Origin of the sequence: Paenibacillus xylanexedens (assembly GCF_007676705.1) — a bacterium.
GTDB classification, from domain to species: Bacteria; Bacillota; Bacilli; order Paenibacillales; family Paenibacillaceae; genus Paenibacillus; species Paenibacillus xylanexedens_C.
In genome coordinates, this window is sequence record NZ_VEBF01000004.1 from 317362 (window position 1) to 334434 (window position 17073).

At 48.2% G+C, this 17073-nt stretch carries 13 protein-coding genes and 1 other annotated feature; all 13 genes read left to right on the plus strand.

What is annotated here, in order from left to right; translation table 11 throughout:
• Window positions 1–64: 64 nt before the first annotated feature.
• The gene (locus tag FS628_RS22740; protein WP_145325256.1) at window positions 65–652 is read left to right on the plus strand and encodes a non-ribosomal peptide synthetase module; all 588 of its coding nucleotides are present in this window, start codon (window positions 65–67) and stop codon (window positions 650–652) included.
• A 334-nt stretch (window positions 653–986) separates the two neighbouring features.
• Entirely contained in the window at window positions 987–1388 is a 402-nt protein-coding gene (gene speD / locus FS628_RS22745) for an adenosylmethionine decarboxylase (protein ID WP_145325257.1), read from the plus strand.
• Between the two features lie 342 nt (window positions 1389–1730).
• A complete protein-coding gene (gene hemA / locus FS628_RS22750; RefSeq protein WP_145325258.1) occupies window positions 1731–3116 on the plus strand; it encodes a glutamyl-tRNA reductase in 1386 nt (461 codons plus the stop codon).
• A 14-nt stretch (window positions 3117–3130) separates the two neighbouring features.
• The gene (gene ccsA / locus FS628_RS22755; protein WP_440131304.1) at window positions 3131–3958 is read left to right on the plus strand and encodes a cytochrome c biogenesis protein CcsA; all 828 of its coding nucleotides are present in this window, start codon (window positions 3131–3133) and stop codon (window positions 3956–3958) included.
• A 5-nt stretch (window positions 3959–3963) separates the two neighbouring features.
• Window positions 3964–4614 (plus strand): precorrin-2 dehydrogenase/sirohydrochlorin ferrochelatase family protein, encoded by a 651-nt coding sequence (locus FS628_RS22760; RefSeq protein ID WP_145325259.1) that lies wholly within the window; start codon window positions 3964–3966, stop codon window positions 4612–4614.
• A 2-nt stretch (window positions 4615–4616) separates the two neighbouring features.
• Window positions 4617–5573, plus strand: coding sequence for a hydroxymethylbilane synthase (hemC, locus tag FS628_RS22765; RefSeq protein ID WP_076216941.1), 957 nt, complete (start codon window positions 4617–4619; stop codon window positions 5571–5573).
• Window positions 5574–5577: 4 nt separating this feature from the next.
• Entirely contained in the window at window positions 5578–7140 is a 1563-nt protein-coding gene (gene cobA, locus FS628_RS22770) for a uroporphyrinogen-III C-methyltransferase (RefSeq protein WP_145325260.1), read from the plus strand.
• 101 nt (window positions 7141–7241) lie between these two features.
• Window positions 7242–8243: a porphobilinogen synthase gene (gene hemB / locus FS628_RS22775; RefSeq protein ID WP_145325261.1), complete on the plus strand. Its 1002-nt coding sequence runs from the start codon at window positions 7242–7244 to the stop codon at window positions 8241–8243.
• 26 nt (window positions 8244–8269) lie between these two features.
• Window positions 8270–9574 carry a glutamate-1-semialdehyde 2,1-aminomutase gene (gene hemL / locus FS628_RS22780; protein WP_145325262.1) on the plus strand — a complete coding sequence of 435 codons (1305 nt, stop codon included), beginning with the start codon at window positions 8270–8272 and terminating at the stop codon, window positions 9572–9574.
• A complete protein-coding gene (locus FS628_RS22785; RefSeq protein ID WP_145325263.1) occupies window positions 9571–10476 on the plus strand; it encodes an RluA family pseudouridine synthase in 906 nt (301 codons plus the stop codon). The genes hemL and FS628_RS22785 overlap by 4 nt, the downstream gene beginning before the upstream one ends.
• A 369-nt stretch (window positions 10477–10845) precedes the next feature.
• Window positions 10846–12429 (plus strand): LysM peptidoglycan-binding domain-containing protein, encoded by a 1584-nt coding sequence (locus FS628_RS22790; RefSeq protein WP_145325264.1) that lies wholly within the window; start codon window positions 10846–10848, stop codon window positions 12427–12429.
• Between the two features lie 156 nt (window positions 12430–12585).
• Window positions 12586–12867: a binding site (T-box leader), on the plus strand.
• A gap of 60 nt (window positions 12868–12927) precedes the next feature.
• A complete protein-coding gene (locus FS628_RS22795; RefSeq protein ID WP_145325265.1) occupies window positions 12928–15594 on the plus strand; it encodes a valine--tRNA ligase in 2667 nt (888 codons plus the stop codon).
• A gap of 78 nt (window positions 15595–15672) precedes the next feature.
• The gene (locus FS628_RS22800; RefSeq protein ID WP_145325305.1) at window positions 15673–17049 is read left to right on the plus strand and encodes a bifunctional folylpolyglutamate synthase/dihydrofolate synthase; all 1377 of its coding nucleotides are present in this window, start codon (window positions 15673–15675) and stop codon (window positions 17047–17049) included.
• Window positions 17050–17073 lie beyond the last annotated feature (24 nt).

Sequence of the window (17073 nt, forward strand, 5' to 3'; positions counted from 1 at the left end):
TTTTGAGATGACTGCTACATGTGCAGGAAGGCAAAACAATCGGGAAAGAATTGAGGAGATTTGTATGGCTCAGCGGTTAGCCACAGAGTATGTGAAGGCCACTATGAAATTGTCAGAACCCCAAATGCATCAGTTTTTGCGCATGACAGAAGACGGCAGGCTTCATCATCGGGTTAAGGTGTTGGATAATGGCTGTCAGGAAGTTGTGTTGGGGGATGTGAGTGGAGAAGAAGTTCATTTCCCTTTTGACCGCATAGAAGGGTTTTATATCTGTGAGTTATCTTGCCGCCTGGTGAATCTGCATCTGACCAACGTTGTCCGGAAGCTCTTTATGACTTTTAAGGGTGACGGGGTCGTTCATCGGATCTATGAAGGGTTCACCATGACGTATGTTTATGCTCAAGGCACTGTCCGTAAAATTGTGGAGAAGACCGGGGAGAACACCCGAGTGATCTATGAATACAAAAATACGTTGCTTGAATTGCAACATCTGTTCCAGGCCCGGGATGTAGAACGCGAAATCAAACGTGTGTATGCCGAGATTGATTCCCTGCTGGATACTAGAAAAGATGCGACTGCTGATCAGCTCCATCAGATTGATGGGACCCTTGCACGTTATCAAAAACGGTTGTTTGAGCTTGAAGCTTATTGACCTGAAAGTGTATGTTTATACACGTATATGAATGTTATGAATTCCCTTGTTTCTTCCGTGCAGTGGCAATTGCCAATGCGGAGGTTGCAGGGGATTTTTTGATGCAAGATAGAATATTCCATAATGAAATTATTTATTTTACAATCTTCTGGAAAAGGGTTGCTTTCACTCTGATTCAATGTTATTTTTAATCTCGTTGAAAAGAATATAGGAACCAGGATTCACTCAGGACATTATATGTTGCGAGAGGTTTTTCCCTCGGGAAGTGAATGACGTAGGTCCTAGCGGATGAAATTTTTCAAACATTTTATTCCTAGGAAGGGGGAACCGAAGGATGGAATATTCAACTTTCGGAAGACACGTTGCTGTTGACACTTGGGGTGTTGACTTTGATCTACTGAACAATGCGGAGTATTTGCAAGCCCAAATGGTTGAAGCAGCGGAGGCATGTGGTGCGACAGTGATGTCCGTACAGTCCAAGCAGTTTGATCCACAGGGGGCGACAGTACTCGTACTATTGTCTGAGAGCCATCTCTCCATTCATACGTATCCTGAGAGAGGTTTTGCAGCAATTGATTGTTACACTTGTGGGGAGACCGTAGACCCGCAGCTCGCTATTGACTACCTGGTATCCGTATTAAAACCTGAAAAAACGTATGCCAAGAAGTTGGTACGTGGATTGGGCGAATTGCAAGTTGAAACACCAGAGATGAACAACAAGATCGAACTGGTGTAAAAAAGAAGCACATCACATGAACAATGTTCACATATCGGGATGGACGCATAACCTCCCTAATCCTAATAGTCATGGAATAATTCCATGGCTATTTGTTTTAATATCCGGATCGTTATGAATATTCATGATCAGCACATTTTAACGCATAACGGTGAACTTTGGTGAGACACTACAATAAATGACAGTGCATATGATGATGAACATGGTGATTTCATAAACATTTCATAAAAATGACCCGGTCACGGCTATGATGTGTGATATAATTAACCATGTCAATCATAAATGGATAGACATATGCAGTAAGCACTTTGATTGGAAATTTATTAGGCAGGTGAACTTGCAATGCACATCGTTGTCGTTGGTTTGAATTATCGCACGGCGCCTGTAGAGGTTAGGGAACGATTCACATTTGCAGAAAAGGATTTGTCTGAAGCGCTGCAGCAGCTCAAGCTGACCAAGAGTGTATTGGAAGGTGTAATCGTAGCCACATGTAACCGTACCGAGTTGTATGTTGTGGTGGACCGTCTTCACATGTGTGGTTATTTTATTCGAACATTCATGGAACAATGGTTCAATGTACCACGGGAAGAATTTACGCAACACTTATATATATATGAAGATGACCAAGCCATGCGCCATTTGTTCCGTGTCATCTGCGGACTAGACTCCATGGTTATTGGTGAGACTCAGATTCTTGGACAGGTGAAACAGGCTTTTCTGAAAGCTCAGGAAGAGAAATCAACAGGAACCTGGTTTAATAAGTTATTTAAACAGGCCGTTACGCTGGGCAAACGGGCACATTCGGAGACTTCCATCGGGGAGAGCGCCGTATCTGTCAGTTATGCTGCTGTTGAGCTCGGTAAGAGGATCTTTGGCATGTTCACAGACAAGAAGGTACTGATTCTGGGTGCCGGCAAGATGAGTGAACTGACCGTGAAACATCTCTATGCCAACGGAGCATCGGAAGTCATTGTGGCGAATCGTACGCTCGCAAGAGCCGAGGAACTGGCAGCCAAGTTCCGGGGAACCCCTTGTACGATGGAACAGGCAATCGCAAGGCTGAATGAAGTCGACATTGTGATTAGTTCCACTGGGGCCGAACGTTATGTTTTGGATGCTGGTGTAGTTCGGGAGAGCATGAAGCGTCGGCAATCTCGCCCGCTGTTCCTGATTGATATTGCGGTTCCACGTGATATTGATCCGGCCATTGGTGAATTATCCAACGTATTTCTCTATGATATTGATGATCTGGAAGGAATCGTGGAGAGTAACTTGGAGATGCGTAAGGTTGAAGCTGCCAAGATTGAAAGAATGATTGAGCTTGAGATGGAGGACTATTATCATTGGCTCAAAACATTGGGCGTTCGTCCTGTCATTCGCGCTTTGCAGGAAAAAGGTGTCTCCATTCATGAAGAAACGATGGATAGCCTGTTCAATAAACTGCCTGAGCTCGATGAACACCAACGTAAAGTCATTCGTCGTTTGACCAAGAGTATTGTGAATCAAATGACGACAGATCCGATTAACCGGATCAAAGAAATGGCAGGTACGAAGCAAGGTGATGAAGCTCTGCGTATGTTTACTCAGATTTTTGCTCTGGAAGATGCAGTAGACATGGCTGCTGAAAAAGTAAATCAGAGTGATGCCACGGCTCTGGGCAAACCAGCCGCTCACCTTAACGAAAACCGGCAAGACCCCGTGCCGGCTTATGCTCCGGCAGGCGTATAAGGCGGGTGGGCAGCTTGACCCTTGCTGAACAAGTCTATGAAGCTCTAATCTATATGTATGCCCTGAGCCTACTGTTCTATTTCTCGGACTGCATTCGACGCAATGCGGGGGCGAAGCGGACAGGCACAGGGTTTCTTGTTGTTGTTTGGGGGCTACAGGTAACGCATGTTATTTTGCGGATGTGGACCGAAGGACATTTCCCTATCTACACCACCTTTGACTTTTTGTTTATATTTTCATTCAGTATTGTGTTGATGTCGCTCGCCATGACACGAATCCAGCGTTCTGAATTTGTCATTCTGTTGCTGAATGTTGTTGGTTTTTCCGTTACCGTATTGAACCGACTCTGGTTCACGGCTGGTGAGATATCACTGCACAACTGGCAAACCGTTCATGGATTACTTATTATGCATATCACCTTGGCAAATCTTGGTTTTGCAGCGTTAACCGTTGGTACGGTATTTGCCTTGTTATATCTGTTCTTGCATTACAAGCTGAAGAAAAAAAAGTGGAATGATACGATGCGACGGCTGCCCAGCCTGGAAGTGATCGGGAAGTACATGGATGGTGCTACTTTGATCGGGACACCGCTCCTTGGTGTCTCTGTGATGCTTGCCGTATTATCCATTGTGGCGGAAACGCGCTGGAATCTGCTTTTGGATCTCAAAGTCATATCGACAGGTCTTGCCATAGCCATCTATGTCGGTTACTTCGTATCCAAGAGAAGGAAACAGTTTTCTACGATTATTATGGCAAGATGGACACTGATCGGATATGGATTTGTCATTATGAGTTTTTTATCCAATGCATATTCAGCGTTTCATCGTTGGACGGGAGAGTGAAGGGTATGGACCGCTACACGCCGATATTTGTGAATACTTCAGGCAAGAATTGCTGCGTGGTCGGTGGTGGACGCGTAGCCGAGCGTAAAATAAAGGGATTGCTGCATGCCGAGGCACAGATAACGGTCATTAGTCCGGAGCTTACTCCCGTGTTACAACAACTGCATCATGAATCCCGAATTCAATGGATAGCCCGGTCCTACCGCAATGGAGATTTGCGGGGGGCCTTTCTCGTATATGCAGCGACTGACCGTTCAGAGGTCAATTCAACGGTGGTTCAGGATGCGGAGACCGCGGGCATACTGGTGAATGACGCGATGTCTTCCGAGCACAGCAGCTTTATCACGCCAAGCGTGGTCAGGCGAGGGAGATTAAGCATTGCCATCTCGACAGCTGGAGCGGGTCCAGCAGCTGCAGCGGAGATTCGTGCCACACTTGAACGACAATTTGGGGATGAGTATGAGACGTACCTTGAATTTTTGCACCAGATGAGGACTGAGGTGAAGTCACGTGTAACTTCTCCGAGTCTCAGAAGCACGTTGCTCCGGCAGTTAACTGAAATGCACATATTAGAAGATATTCGTACAGGCCATTTCCGTTGGTGGACCGAAGAAGAAATCGGGGACTGGATATCCCGTAATCAGGAGGAAGTGTAGATATGCGTACAATTAAAGTGGGAAGTAGACAGAGCGCGCTTGCGCTAACCCAGACAGGCCATGTTATTCAGGATTTGCGCGATATTTGTGAGCGCGAAGGATTAGCTTTTGACTTTGAAGTACATAAGATTGTTACCAAAGGAGATCTCATTCTGGATGTAACGTTGTCAAAAGTGGGAGGCAAAGGATTGTTTGTCAAAGAGATTGAACAGGCGATGATTGATCGTACGATTGATATGGCTGTTCATAGTATGAAAGATATGCCTTCCGAGTTACCCGAAGGATTAACGAATGGGGCTATACCTCGTCGTGCAGATCCACGGGATGCGCTGATCTCCAATGGTGGACTTACTCTGGACCAACTGCCAGAAGGAGCTAGAGTTGGAACAAGCAGTCTGCGCCGGTCCAGTCAATTGAAGGCCTATCGTCCAGATTTGCAATTGGAATCGATTCGCGGCAATATTGATTCCCGTCTGCGGAAGCTGGAGACCGAAGGATTCGATGCGATTATTCTGGCAGCTGCAGGATTGTACCGTATGGGCTGGGAAGACCGGATCACAGAGTACCTGACGGAAACAGCTTGCCTTCCGGCGGTGGGTCAAGGCGCGCTCGGTATCGAATGTCGTGAAGACGATGAGGAACTGTTGCACTTGCTGCAGCTGTATAACGATCCAGAGACAGCATTTCCTGTACAGGCGGAACGCCGTTTTCTCAGTGTATTGAATGGGGGTTGCCAGGTTCCGATCGGTGCTCATGCGGTATGGGTACCTCAGCAAGATGCAGATTCCCTGAATGGTGAAAACACGTTACAATTAACAGGTATGGTCGGCACGCCGGATGGTGGACTGATTCTTAAGGAAGCTCTGATCGGCAAGGACCCGGTTCGTCTGGGTGAAGAAGTGGCTTGGAGATTGATTGAACGGGGAGCAGAGCAGATACTGGCAGAAGTTAGGGGATGAAGACATGGTGGGAAAGGTCTTTTTGGTAGGAGCAGGTCCTGGGGATGCGAAGCTGATTACGGTAAAAGGGTGGGAATCCATCGGTAAAGCCGATGCTGTAGTCTACGATCGTTTGGCAAGTCCGAGATTGTTGAAACAAATGAAACCCGGTGCGGTCAAGATTTACGTGGGCAAACGCCCGGATCGACATACGATGAAGCAGGAAGAGATCAATCAACTGTTGGTTGATCTGGCTCTGGAAGGTAAGGTTGTAGTTCGACTTAAGGGTGGCGACCCGACCATCTTTGGACGTGTAGGCGAAGAGGCGGATTTGTTGCACAAAAACGGAATTCCGTTTGAGATTGTACCTGGGGTAACCGCTGCAATAAGTGTACCTGCGTATGCCGGAATTCCTGTCACTCACCGTGACTATGCATCTTCCATCTCTATTATTACGGGGCATGAGAGTCCGGACAAGCTTGATCGCAGTATCCATTGGGATAAAGTGACGAATGCTACGGGCACACTTGTATTTATGATGGGGGTTGCCAAAATTGGATATATCAGCGAACAATTGATTCGTCATGGTCGTCCAGCGCAGACACCTGTGGCTCTGATTCGTTGGGGAACACGAGCGGAACAGGATACCATTACAGGTACCCTTGAAGATATAGAAGCGAAAGTGATCGCAGCCAATTTCCAACCGCCTGCAGTTATTGTGGTGGGGGATGTCGTCAATCAGCGGGAACAGTTGAAATGGGCAGAAGCGCTGCCGCTGTTTGGCAAACGAATTCTGGTGACCCGTGCTCGCAGTCAGGCGAGTGAACTGGTGAATCGCATTGAGGAACTCGGCGGGGAGCCGTATGAATTTCCGGTCATTGAGACGGTCATGCCGTCCAGTGAATCTGCCAAGCAAAGTGTCAAAGACGCCTTCAGTGCTTTAAATACCTTTGACTGGGTATTTTTCACAAGTGTGAACGGTGTTGAGTTTTTCTTCCGCCATCTGGAACAGGAAGGCAAGGACATACGCTCGATTCATCAAGCGAGAATTGCAGCCGTAGGGCCTTCCACCGCAGACGCGTTGCGCAAACATGGCATCGTAGCTGAAGTTGTCAAAGGCCCTTTCCAGGCCGAAGGCATGCTTGAGACTTTTGAAAGTGAACTGAAGGAAGGTCAGAGAGTGCTGCTTCCGCACGGTGATCTTGCACGTACGTGGTTGCGTGACCAGTTGAGAGAACGAGGACTTCATGTCACCGAAGCCATCATCTACGATACGATCCTCGCTGGTGAGGATGATGACGAATTGCTTAAGTTGCTTGAAGAAGGTGGCATTCATGCGGTGACCTTCACAAGTTCATCGACGGTTACCAACTTCATGAGTATGTTGAAACGTATGGGATTGCAAGATCCATTGCCTTTATTGAAAGATGTGGAGGTCGCGTGTATCGGACCTGTTACAGCGAAGACGGCAGAGGCCGCTGGACTAAAGGTTACACTGATGGCAGAGGAAGCAACGATGGATAGCTTGATCACAGTGCTCTGCGACTGGAAACGTACAGGCACCAAAGAAGGCGCACTTCGAAATTAATACACATGTAATCATGTCAACATATGAAGCGTGCTGAATTCGATAGGATACCAGCGCGCTTCCCTTTTTGCTCTATTTAATTTTCAAGGAGGTTTACACATATGAGTTTTCCAATTGTACGGCATCGCCGTTTACGCCAATCCACAGGTATCCGCAATATGGTCAGAGAGACCCATCTAACCGTGGATGACTTTATTCAACCGATCTATGTGACATATGGACATAATGTAAAATCCGAAATCAAATCCATGCCTGGCGTGTTCCGCTTCTCGTTGGACCGTCTTCAAGAGGAAGTAACGGAAATAGCCGAGTTGGGGATACCAGCCGTGCTATTATTCGGTATTCCGGAGACGAAGGACAGTGTAGGTTCATCTGGTTTTGCTGAAGATGGCATTGTGCAGGAAGCGACGAGATTGATCAAATCGTGGTACCCAGAGCTGCTGGTTGTTGCAGATACTTGTCTGTGTGAATTCACGGATCACGGTCACTGCGGTATGGTACACACCGTGGAGATTGACGGCCACATCTGCGGAGATGTGTTAAATGACGAATCACTGGATCTACTCGTGCAAACGGCAGTGTCCCAAGCGAAAGCAGGAGCGGACATTATTGCACCATCCAACATGATGGATGGATTTGTACAAGCAATCCGTGCCGGGCTGGATGAGAATGGCTTCAGTCACATTCCGATCATGTCCTACTCTGTAAAATACGCGTCGGCATTCTATGGTCCATTCCGTGAAGCTGCGGATTCCACACCACAATTCGGAGACCGCAAGTCGTATCAGATGGACCCGGCGAACGCGCGTGAAGCCTTGCGTGAAGCAGAGACGGATGTGCTCGAAGGAGCGGATATGCTAATGGTTAAACCTTCCCTGTCCTATCTTGATGTCATGCGTACGATTAAGGATCAATTTGATCTTCCGCTTGTGGCCTATAATGTAAGTGGCGAGTATGCCATGGTGAAGGCAGCGGCGATGCAAGGCTGGATTGATGAGAAAAAAGTCGCCATGGAAATCCTGCTCAGCATGAAACGCGCAGGCGCAGATATGATTATTACCTATTACGGAAAAGACGCTTCACGCTGGCTGGCTGAGAAATAAAATAAATTACATTAAGGAGGATATTCATGACTGCACAACAAAGCAATCGTCGCAATGATGAGCGATCACGTAGCGCATTTGAAGAAGCAAAGCAGTACATACCTGGGGGTGTGAACAGCCCTGTACGCGCATTCAAATCGGTGGGGCTTACCCCGATCTATGCAGAGCGTGGAGAAGGGTCCAAAATCTACGATATTGATGGCAATGTTTTTATTGACTATGTGGGATCGTGGGGACCACTCATTATGGGACATGCTCATCCTGCCGTAGTAGAAGCTTTGCGTGAGACAGCTTTGAAAGGAACAAGCTTTGGTGCACCGACTTTGCTGGAGACCGAGATGGCGAAACTGGTATGTGAGCGTGTACCTTCCATCGATATCGTTCGGATGGTAAACTCCGGTACGGAAGCAACGATGAGTGCCATTCGACTGGCACGCGGGGTAACCGGACGCAGTAAAATTCTGAAGTTTGAAGGATCATATCATGGACATGCGGACAGCTTGCTGATTAAGGCTGGATCGGGTGTTGCAACACTGGGGCTGCCAGATAGTCCGGGAGTACCTGAAGGGGTAGCTGTGAATACAATTACGGTGCCTTATAACGATCTGGAGTCCGTGACGCTTGCTTTTGAACGTTATGGGGAAGAACTGGCCGCTGTGATTGTGGAACCTGTGGCGGGTAATATGGGCGTTGTACCTCCGGCTTCCGGTTTCCTTGAAGGCTTGCGCAGTTTGACGACGCAGTATGGCAGCTTGCTCATTTTTGACGAAGTCATGACCGGTTTCCGCGTAGGGTTGAACTGTGCCCAGGGACGCTTTGGGGTTACACCTGACCTGACTTGTCTTGGTAAAGTAATTGGTGGCGGACTTCCGGTTGGCGCTTATGGTGGTCGTCGAGATCTGATGGAACAGATTGCGCCTACAGGGCCGATCTATCAGGCAGGTACATTGAGCGGGAATCCGCTGGCTATGGCAGCAGGATATACCACACTGAAACTGTTGACACCGGAGGTCTATGACCGCCTGGAGACACTATCCGCACGCCTGCAAGCCGGATTTGAAAAAAATGCAGCGGAGACGGGTGTTGCAATAACCATTAACCGTGTTGGTTCGATGGTATGTCCGTTCTTCAGTACCGTTCCGGTAACCAACTATGATATTGCCAAAGAAAGTAATCTGGATCAATTCCGTCGTTATTTTGCGGCCATGATTGATCAAGGTGTGAGTGTTGCACCTTCGCAATACGAAGGCATGTTTGTCTCTGGTGTTCACACGGAGCAGGATATTGATGATACGATCGAGGCGAATCGTAAGGCTCTTCAATCGCTATGACCATCAAAAGTTGGAAACGCCGCGGGGAATGGCTTGAGCTGATGCCAGGGAAAGCCGTAACAGGCAGTTCGGACAAACCGATGGCTGCGGAGCAGTGGCTATTGTCTGAGCTTCAGTTTCCGGAGAAAATGCTTCGTCAGCTGAAAGCAAACCGAGGAATACAACTTGCAGGGGACCGGCTTCGGCTGGCCCTTTTTGCGTCCCAGCCGATTGATGTCGAGCCACGCTGGGCTGAGGTGGATGTATTGTATGAGGATGACTTCTGTCTGGTTGTGCATAAACCGGCAGGCATGAAACTGCATCCGGATGGAAGCCGTGCTGATCAGGCCATTACGCTGGATCATGCGGTTGCCTCCTATTATGAAATGAATGGAATTCAGGCGAGCGTACGCCATGTTCATCGACTGGATGAGGATACAACCGGACCTGTCTTATATGCCAAAAATGCTTTTGCTCTCGCCAAACTGGATGAAGCGATGCGGCGCAAAGAGATTGGCCGCCATTATGTAGCCATTGCAGGTGGACAATTATCCCCTGAACTCCACAAAATTGATGCTCCGATTGGCAAGGACAGACATCACAAGCAGCGCCGACGTGTCTCGGAAGGTGGACAGGAAGCCGTTACCCATGTGGAGATCGTCGAAGTATGGGAACGAGCAACCCTTGTTCGATTAAAGCTGGATACAGGTCGCACACACCAAATTCGTGTACACCTGAGTTATGCTGGACACCCGCTTATTGGTGATGCGTTGTATGGAGGTAGAGCGGATGCCATTGGACGGCAAGCACTTCACGGAGAGATGCTGAAGTTTAGTCATCCTTTAACCGGAGCGATGATTGAAGTGAATGACCCTTGGCCATCCGATTTCACACAACTGGCGGAGCGTGAAAAGGTGTATTAATAAATGATATAAAGCGAACTTTAATAGTTAAACGAGAACGGAGAGGACAGAAATAACGTGAAGAAGCGGAGCGTTCGCCTAAAAGCTTTCTGAAAGAAAGCTACTTCGGAAGCATAAGTCTATCCCCGGATTTTCCCTTTGAAGAAGGGAATCAAAAAAATCTGGGGATAACAGTGATCGGAAGGTTATTCTGTCATCGAAGTGGCTAGGTGCAACATTCTCTATTTAGCTTTATATAGCAAGGTTTTTCAAAAGGTGGCATGCCCATCCCATTTAAGGCATATAGATGGGGTAACGAAGGATTTGGACCATGGATCAGTCCCATGAGAAGGATCATGGTGAACATATGCCGAAAGGAGGACGCCACCTTTGTTGAATCAACCTTATGGTTTGCGGTTCGATATTTATGAGCGCGTTCATTTGTCTGAGGGAGTCCCTGCGATTGAGGAATTGGAGGAAATTGAACTATACCCGCGCATTCAAGTCATAGGGCAGGATGATCATGCCACGTTAAGAGGGCATCTGTTACTTACAGGTGCGTACAGAGGAGAAAACGAGTCTTCAGAGGAGCTCAAACACTTCATTCCTGTGGAGATCACGGTGCCTCTGAACCGGGTCAGATCGATTGAGGATATTTCCATCGAAATCGAAAATTTTGACGTGGATCTGTTATCCAATCGAAGTCTGAACATTACAGGCGTGTTGTCGCTGCGAGGCATCGAGGGCTTTCCTGTTGAGGAGCCACAAGTGTGGTCAGCAGATGAGTTCACTGTTGTTCACTCACCCGACTCTCAGCAACTCAACCGTTCCGATGAAGCAGAACAGTCAGGCAACGATCCTAATGCATTTGCACAAGAGTATCTGCTCCAGCGGAGTGAGGAAGAGAGACTTGCGAATGCAGCAGAACTCGCATATGGTGCCCCGGAATTCGCTGATCTGTCCACAAGAGAAGAGACCTTAAGAAATAGCGAAGAATGGCAGCAGGAATATGTGCCTCCGTCTTCGACCGAGTCAATTCAGTCGGAAGAGCAGAGTGCAGAGGATGCTAACGATCCCAGACAACCTGATGCAAACGAAGATCTCGCATCTCTGACAGCAGATGGAGATGAACTGGCATCCCATGAGCAATACAGTGAACCTACTCCCATCTCGTCATTTATGGCTGAGACCGCTGACCGGCTAGCTTCTTATCCGGAATCAGATCCGTTGCTGCCTCTCGAGGAAGAGTCTTCTGTGTGGTCCGAGCCTTCCGTGGATGCATTGCCTGCGAACCCGAGAAGTTCAGATCAAGAAACCTCTGAGCTGGCTGCACAATCATCTGATGAGTTGGTACCACCGAGTGTACCGGATGCACCGGATGTATGGCACTTCGAATCAGCAAGATCTGTACCCCAGCAGGAGAACCCCGCCGTTGCCGATGTTCCGGTGGAATCACAGGCTGAGAACTGGCAGGGTGTATTTGCTTCGTCCGCACCAGACAATGCGGAGGAAGACCTGCCGTCCTTTGAAGCGAATGGGGTAGACGAGTTTGTGCAGAACGAAGCATTTGTTCCTGAACCTGTAGGTGAGACGGAAGACAAGCCGGAGCTGAAGGTTGCTTTTGGGAGCAAGAAACAATCCGCACCAAGGCAAGAGGAGGGTGTAGGTATCTCTTCCTTGTTATCCTCTGGCAGAGCAACGCGCGATGCCGAAGTGGAGCGAGGCGAGGAGATCCCTGCTGGTGTGTCACAGGAAGAAACGTATCCAGCTGATGATGTGGAGTGGAAGAATCTGTTCCTGGGGACGATCGTGGATCAGACCCCATTCCGCAAGGTGAAACTGTGTATCGTTCAGCGAGAAGATACACTTGATGCCATTGCAGATCGATACCAATTGAGCACGAGGGAACTTCAGTTGTATAACCGATTATCTGAACAGGTTGTGGAAGAAGGTCAGATATTGTACATTCCTTAATCCGTAGTTAAAAGCCTTCGTTAGGACCCGTGATCCCCTTGAGGATTGCGGGTTTTTGCATGATTCGTCCTAAACCTGCATTCCAGCGCTCTTTTTCCGCTGTTGTCAGGTTGACTATCGCGCAAGAGCAAGGTATGATGTGTGTAGGTTTTTTGAAGAACAACGTGGAACGGGAGTAGTAGACAGTATGACCTATCAGAGAGTGGAATTGTAGCGCTGTGAGATTCCGCAGGAACCAACTGATCGAAGTCGCCCGGGAGTTGCCTGTTTGAATACAAGGGATGAATGAGATTTATCGTCATTTATTTCTGAGGTAGGATGGGCCGGTCGCAGCCGTTATCTGCTTGAAGTGTCACGTCATGTACAGAGGGTGAAGTCTATCTCGCTGTCTGCGTGAAACAAAGGTGGTACCGCGAAAGCTAACCTTTCGTCCTTTGATGGATGAAAGGTTTTTTTTGTTTTTTTTGGCGAAGATGATAAGTAACGGAGGAATGACACATGTCTGAGGAAAAAAAATCAGCTGCAACAGAAATGCCGACCACTTACGATCCAAAGGCGGCAGAAGATAAATGGTACTCTACCTGGATGGAACGTGGATATTTCAAAGCCGGTCAACGTAAAGATGCCGAGCCGTATACGATTGTTATCCCCCCCCCGAATGTGACGGGGATGCTGCACATCGGGCATGCGCTCGATTTTACACTGCAGGATATACTGATCCGTACGAAACGGATGCAGGGCTATGATGCACTGTGGCTTCCGGGTTCCGACCATGCAGGCATTGCTACCCAGACCAAAGTGGAGCAGAAACTGCGTGAAGAAGGTCTGACACGTTATGATCTGGGACGCGAGAAGTTTTTGGAGAAAGTATGGGACTGGAAAGATCAATATGCCACTACCATTCGTCAGCAATGGGGCAAAATGGGCTTGTCGCTTGACTACTCACGTGAACGTTTTACGCTGGATGAAGGTCTGTCCCAAGCGGTTCGCAAAGTATTTGTTCAATTGTATGAAAAAGGCCTTATTTACCGAGGCAAACGGATTATTAACTGGGACCCGGTGAACCGGACAGCTCTGTCCGACATTGAGGTTGAATATAAAGAGGTTCAAGGTCACTTGTACCATCTGCGTTACCCGCTCAAAGACGGAAGTGGCTACGTTACCGTGGCAACAACGCGTCCTGAAACGATGCTGGGCGATACAGCGGTTGCTGTTCATCCGAAGGATGAGCGCTATGCAGATATGATTGGTAAAGTACTTGTACTGCCTATCATTGGACGCGAAATTCCAATTATCGCTGATGATTATGTGGATAAAGAGTTCGGAAGTGGTGCAGTTAAAATCACGCCTGCGCATGATCCGAATGACTTTGAAGTAGGTCTTCGTCATGATCTGCCTCAAATTACGGTAATGGATGAGAGCGGCACAATGAATGCAGAGGCAGGCAAGTATCAGGGACTGGATCGCAGTGACTGCCGCAAGCAGATTGTTGCTGACTTGCAAGAGCAAGGCGTATTGATCAATATTGAAGATCACACGCACCAGGTTGGACACAGTGAGCGTACTGGAGCTGTTGTTGAGCCGTATCTGTCTACACAGTGGTTCGTTGAGATGAAGCCACTTGCAGAGAGAGCGATTAAGAAACAACAGAGCGGCGAAGGGGTTAATTTTGTTCCGGATCGTTTTGAGAAAACCTATCTGAACTGGATTGAAAACGTTCGTGACTGGTGTATTTCACGTCAACTGTGGTGGGGACATCGTATTCCTGCCTGGTATGATGAGGAAACGGGTGAAATCATCGTATCTGCTGAAGATCCGACGACGCTGCCAGAGAATGCTGGACGCAAGCTCAGACAGGATGAAGACGTTCTGGATACATGGTTTAGCTCCGGATTATGGCCTTTCTCCACATTGGGCTGGCCGGAAGATACGGAAGATCTGCAACGTTATTATCCGACAAGTGTACTTGTGACAGGGTATGACATCATATATTTCTGGGTTGCACGTATGATTTTCACTGCATTGGAATTCACTGATGAGATTCCGTTCAAGGATGTGCTGATGCATGGTCTTGTTCGTGACGCAGATGGACGCAAAATGTCCAAATCATTGGGCAACGGTGTAGACCCGCTCGATGTGATTGAGAAATATGGCGCAGATGCAATGCGTTACATGATCTCAACGAGCAGCACGCCAGGTCAGGATCTGCGTTTCCGTTGGGAACGGGTGGAGCAGGCGCGTAACTTTGCCAACAAGATCTGGAATGCTTCGCGCTTTGCATTGATGAATCTGGAAGGATTCACCTATCAGGAACGTGACATTAGCGGAGAGCTTGGCACAGCGGATTATTGGATTTTACACCGTCTGAACGAAACTTCTCGTGATATTACGCGTCTAATCGAAGCGTATGAATTTGGGGAAACAGGCCGTGTGCTGTATAACTTTATCTGGGATGACCTGTGTGACTGGTACATTGAGTTTGCGAAACTGTCCTTCTACGGAGAAGATCCGATTGCCAAGAAGAAAACACAATCCGTGTTGGCTTATGTGCTGGATCAGACGATGCGCCTGATTCATCCGTTTATGCCATATATCTCCGAAGAGATCTGGCAGCATCTGCCTCATGAGGGAGAGACCATTACGCTGGCTTCCTGGCCGGTATATGATCCTGCACTCGAGAATCCAGAGGCTGTTGCCGAGATGAACCTGCTCATGGATACCATTCGTGCAGTTCGGAACATTCGTGCAGAAGTGAACGTGCCGATGAGCAAAAAGATCGAGTTGATGGTCAAAGCAAACAGTGCTGAGACATCCAGTATCATTGCGCGTAACAGTCACTACATCAAACGTTTCTGTAATACGTCCGAGTTCGATAGTGGGCTGGAGCTAAGCTCGCCGGATAAGGCAATGACTGCGATCATTACGGGGGCAGAGCTATACTTGCCACTGGCAGGTCTTATTGATATCGAGCAGGAAGTGGCTCGCCTGGAGAAAGAGTTGCAGAACCTTGAGGGCGAAGTACTCCGTGTGGAGAAAAAGCTGGCGAATGAAGGCTTTGTAGCCAAAGCTCCTGCCAAGGTTATTGAGGAAGAGCGCGCCAAGCAAGCAGATTATTCCGATAAACGGGATAAAGTGATTGCACGAATCAAGGAACTGAAAGGTTAATATATCTGGGTCGGATGGAGAGCTATTATGCCATCCGGCCGCTTTTTTCAATCAAACTCGGGACCGAAGGTGAATCAGATGACGCAATTAGACGGGACAGATGCAGCAGCTCCTTTACTTACGTATAACGAGGCCGTGGACTGGATCAATGGCCTTATTCCTTTTGGCATTCGACCTGGATTGGAACGAATCGAGAGTCTGATGTCCATGTTGGGCAATCCACACCAACGTCTCAAATTTATTCACGTCGCGGGAACGAACGGCAAAGGTTCGACTTGCGCTTTTTTGACGTCAGTGCTTCTACAGGCTGGATATGATGTGGGCACCTTTACGTCCCCTTATATCACCAAGTTTACAAACCGTTTTCAATACAACGGTGAGGATATTCCCGAAGAAATCCTGCTTAAGCTCTCGAATCGGTTGCGCCCGCTGGTCATGGAAATGGCATCGACCCCACTTGGATCACCAACGATGTTTGAGGTGTCCACGGCTCTCGCGCTTCTGTATTATGCAGAAGAGTGCTACCCTGACGTTGTGGTATGGGAGACGGGGCTAGGGGGAAGGATGGACGTAACGAATATTGTTGCACCTGTTGTGTCCGTCATCACCAACATTGGTATGGATCACACGGATGTGCTTGGAGACACGATTGAGCAGATTGCCTGGGAAAAGGCAGGGATTATCAAGCCGGGAGTACCCGTTGTGACCTGCGCGACTCAACCCGAAGCTGTGAAGGTAATTCAGGAGAAAGCACAGCAGTCTCAATCAACCTTGTATTTGGCTGGAGATCAATTCTCTTATCATAGAATGGATAGCAATGAGAGCGGACAATCTTTTCATTTTACAGGCCCGTTTCGCGACCTGGACGTTCGCATAAGCATGCAGGGTTCACATCAATGTGACAATGCTGCGGCCGCACTAATGGTGCTTGAATTGCTCAGACAATACATGGCATTTATGCTGGATGACAACGATATTGCACTTGGACTGAAGAATGCCTTCTGGGCAGGGAGATTCGAAAAAGTCGTCGATGAACCTCGAATTGTGCTCGATGGAGCACATAATCCGGAGGGGGCAGAGTCACTGGCCAAGAGTATTATGGAGGTATATCCTCACAATAAGTTAATTTTGATGATGGGTATGTTGGCGAATAAGCATCACGAAGCGTATTTGCAGCATATACTGCCACTAGTGGATACGCTGATCCTGACCGAGCCAGATTTCCGACGCAAAATGGATGCAGCCGAATTGCTGCAGATTGTCGAACGGGTACGTCCCGCCATTGCGAAGCAGGAACTGGAAATCATCGTCGAGCCCGAATGGGCAAAGGCACTTGATCTATTGAAGTCACGGACGGAAGCGGAAGATCTGGGGGTGGTCTCCGGCACACTGTACCTGATTGCGGATGTGCGGGCAGCCCTTTTGCATCAAACCGATTCTGAAAAAGGTTGGTGAAAGTTTTGTTAAATACATCGGAAC

Excerpts from the sequence above, each read along its gene's own strand:
- FS628_RS22785 (WP_145325263.1), top strand. The coding sequence starts at position 9,571 with ATGACCATCAAAAGTTGGAAACGCCGCGGGGAATGGCTTGAGCTGATG.
- hemC (WP_076216941.1), top strand. The coding sequence starts at position 4,617 with ATGCGTACAATTAAAGTGGGAAGTAGACAGAGCGCGCTTGCGCTAACC.
- FS628_RS22795 (WP_145325265.1), top strand. The coding sequence starts at position 12,928 with ATGTCTGAGGAAAAAAAATCAGCTGCAACAGAAATGCCGACCACTTAC.
- FS628_RS22740 (WP_145325256.1), top strand. The coding sequence starts at position 65 with ATGGCTCAGCGGTTAGCCACAGAGTATGTGAAGGCCACTATGAAATTG.
- FS628_RS22760 (WP_145325259.1), top strand. The coding sequence starts at position 3,964 with ATGGACCGCTACACGCCGATATTTGTGAATACTTCAGGCAAGAATTGC.
- speD (WP_145325257.1), top strand. The coding sequence starts at position 987 with ATGGAATATTCAACTTTCGGAAGACACGTTGCTGTTGACACTTGGGGT.
- cobA (WP_145325260.1), top strand. The coding sequence starts at position 5,578 with ATGGTGGGAAAGGTCTTTTTGGTAGGAGCAGGTCCTGGGGATGCGAAG.
- hemA (WP_145325258.1), top strand. The coding sequence starts at position 1,731 with ATGCACATCGTTGTCGTTGGTTTGAATTATCGCACGGCGCCTGTAGAG.
- hemB (WP_145325261.1), top strand. The coding sequence starts at position 7,242 with ATGAGTTTTCCAATTGTACGGCATCGCCGTTTACGCCAATCCACAGGT.
- FS628_RS22800 (WP_145325305.1), top strand. The coding sequence starts at position 15,673 with ATGACGCAATTAGACGGGACAGATGCAGCAGCTCCTTTACTTACGTAT.
- hemL (WP_145325262.1), top strand. The coding sequence starts at position 8,270 with ATGACTGCACAACAAAGCAATCGTCGCAATGATGAGCGATCACGTAGC.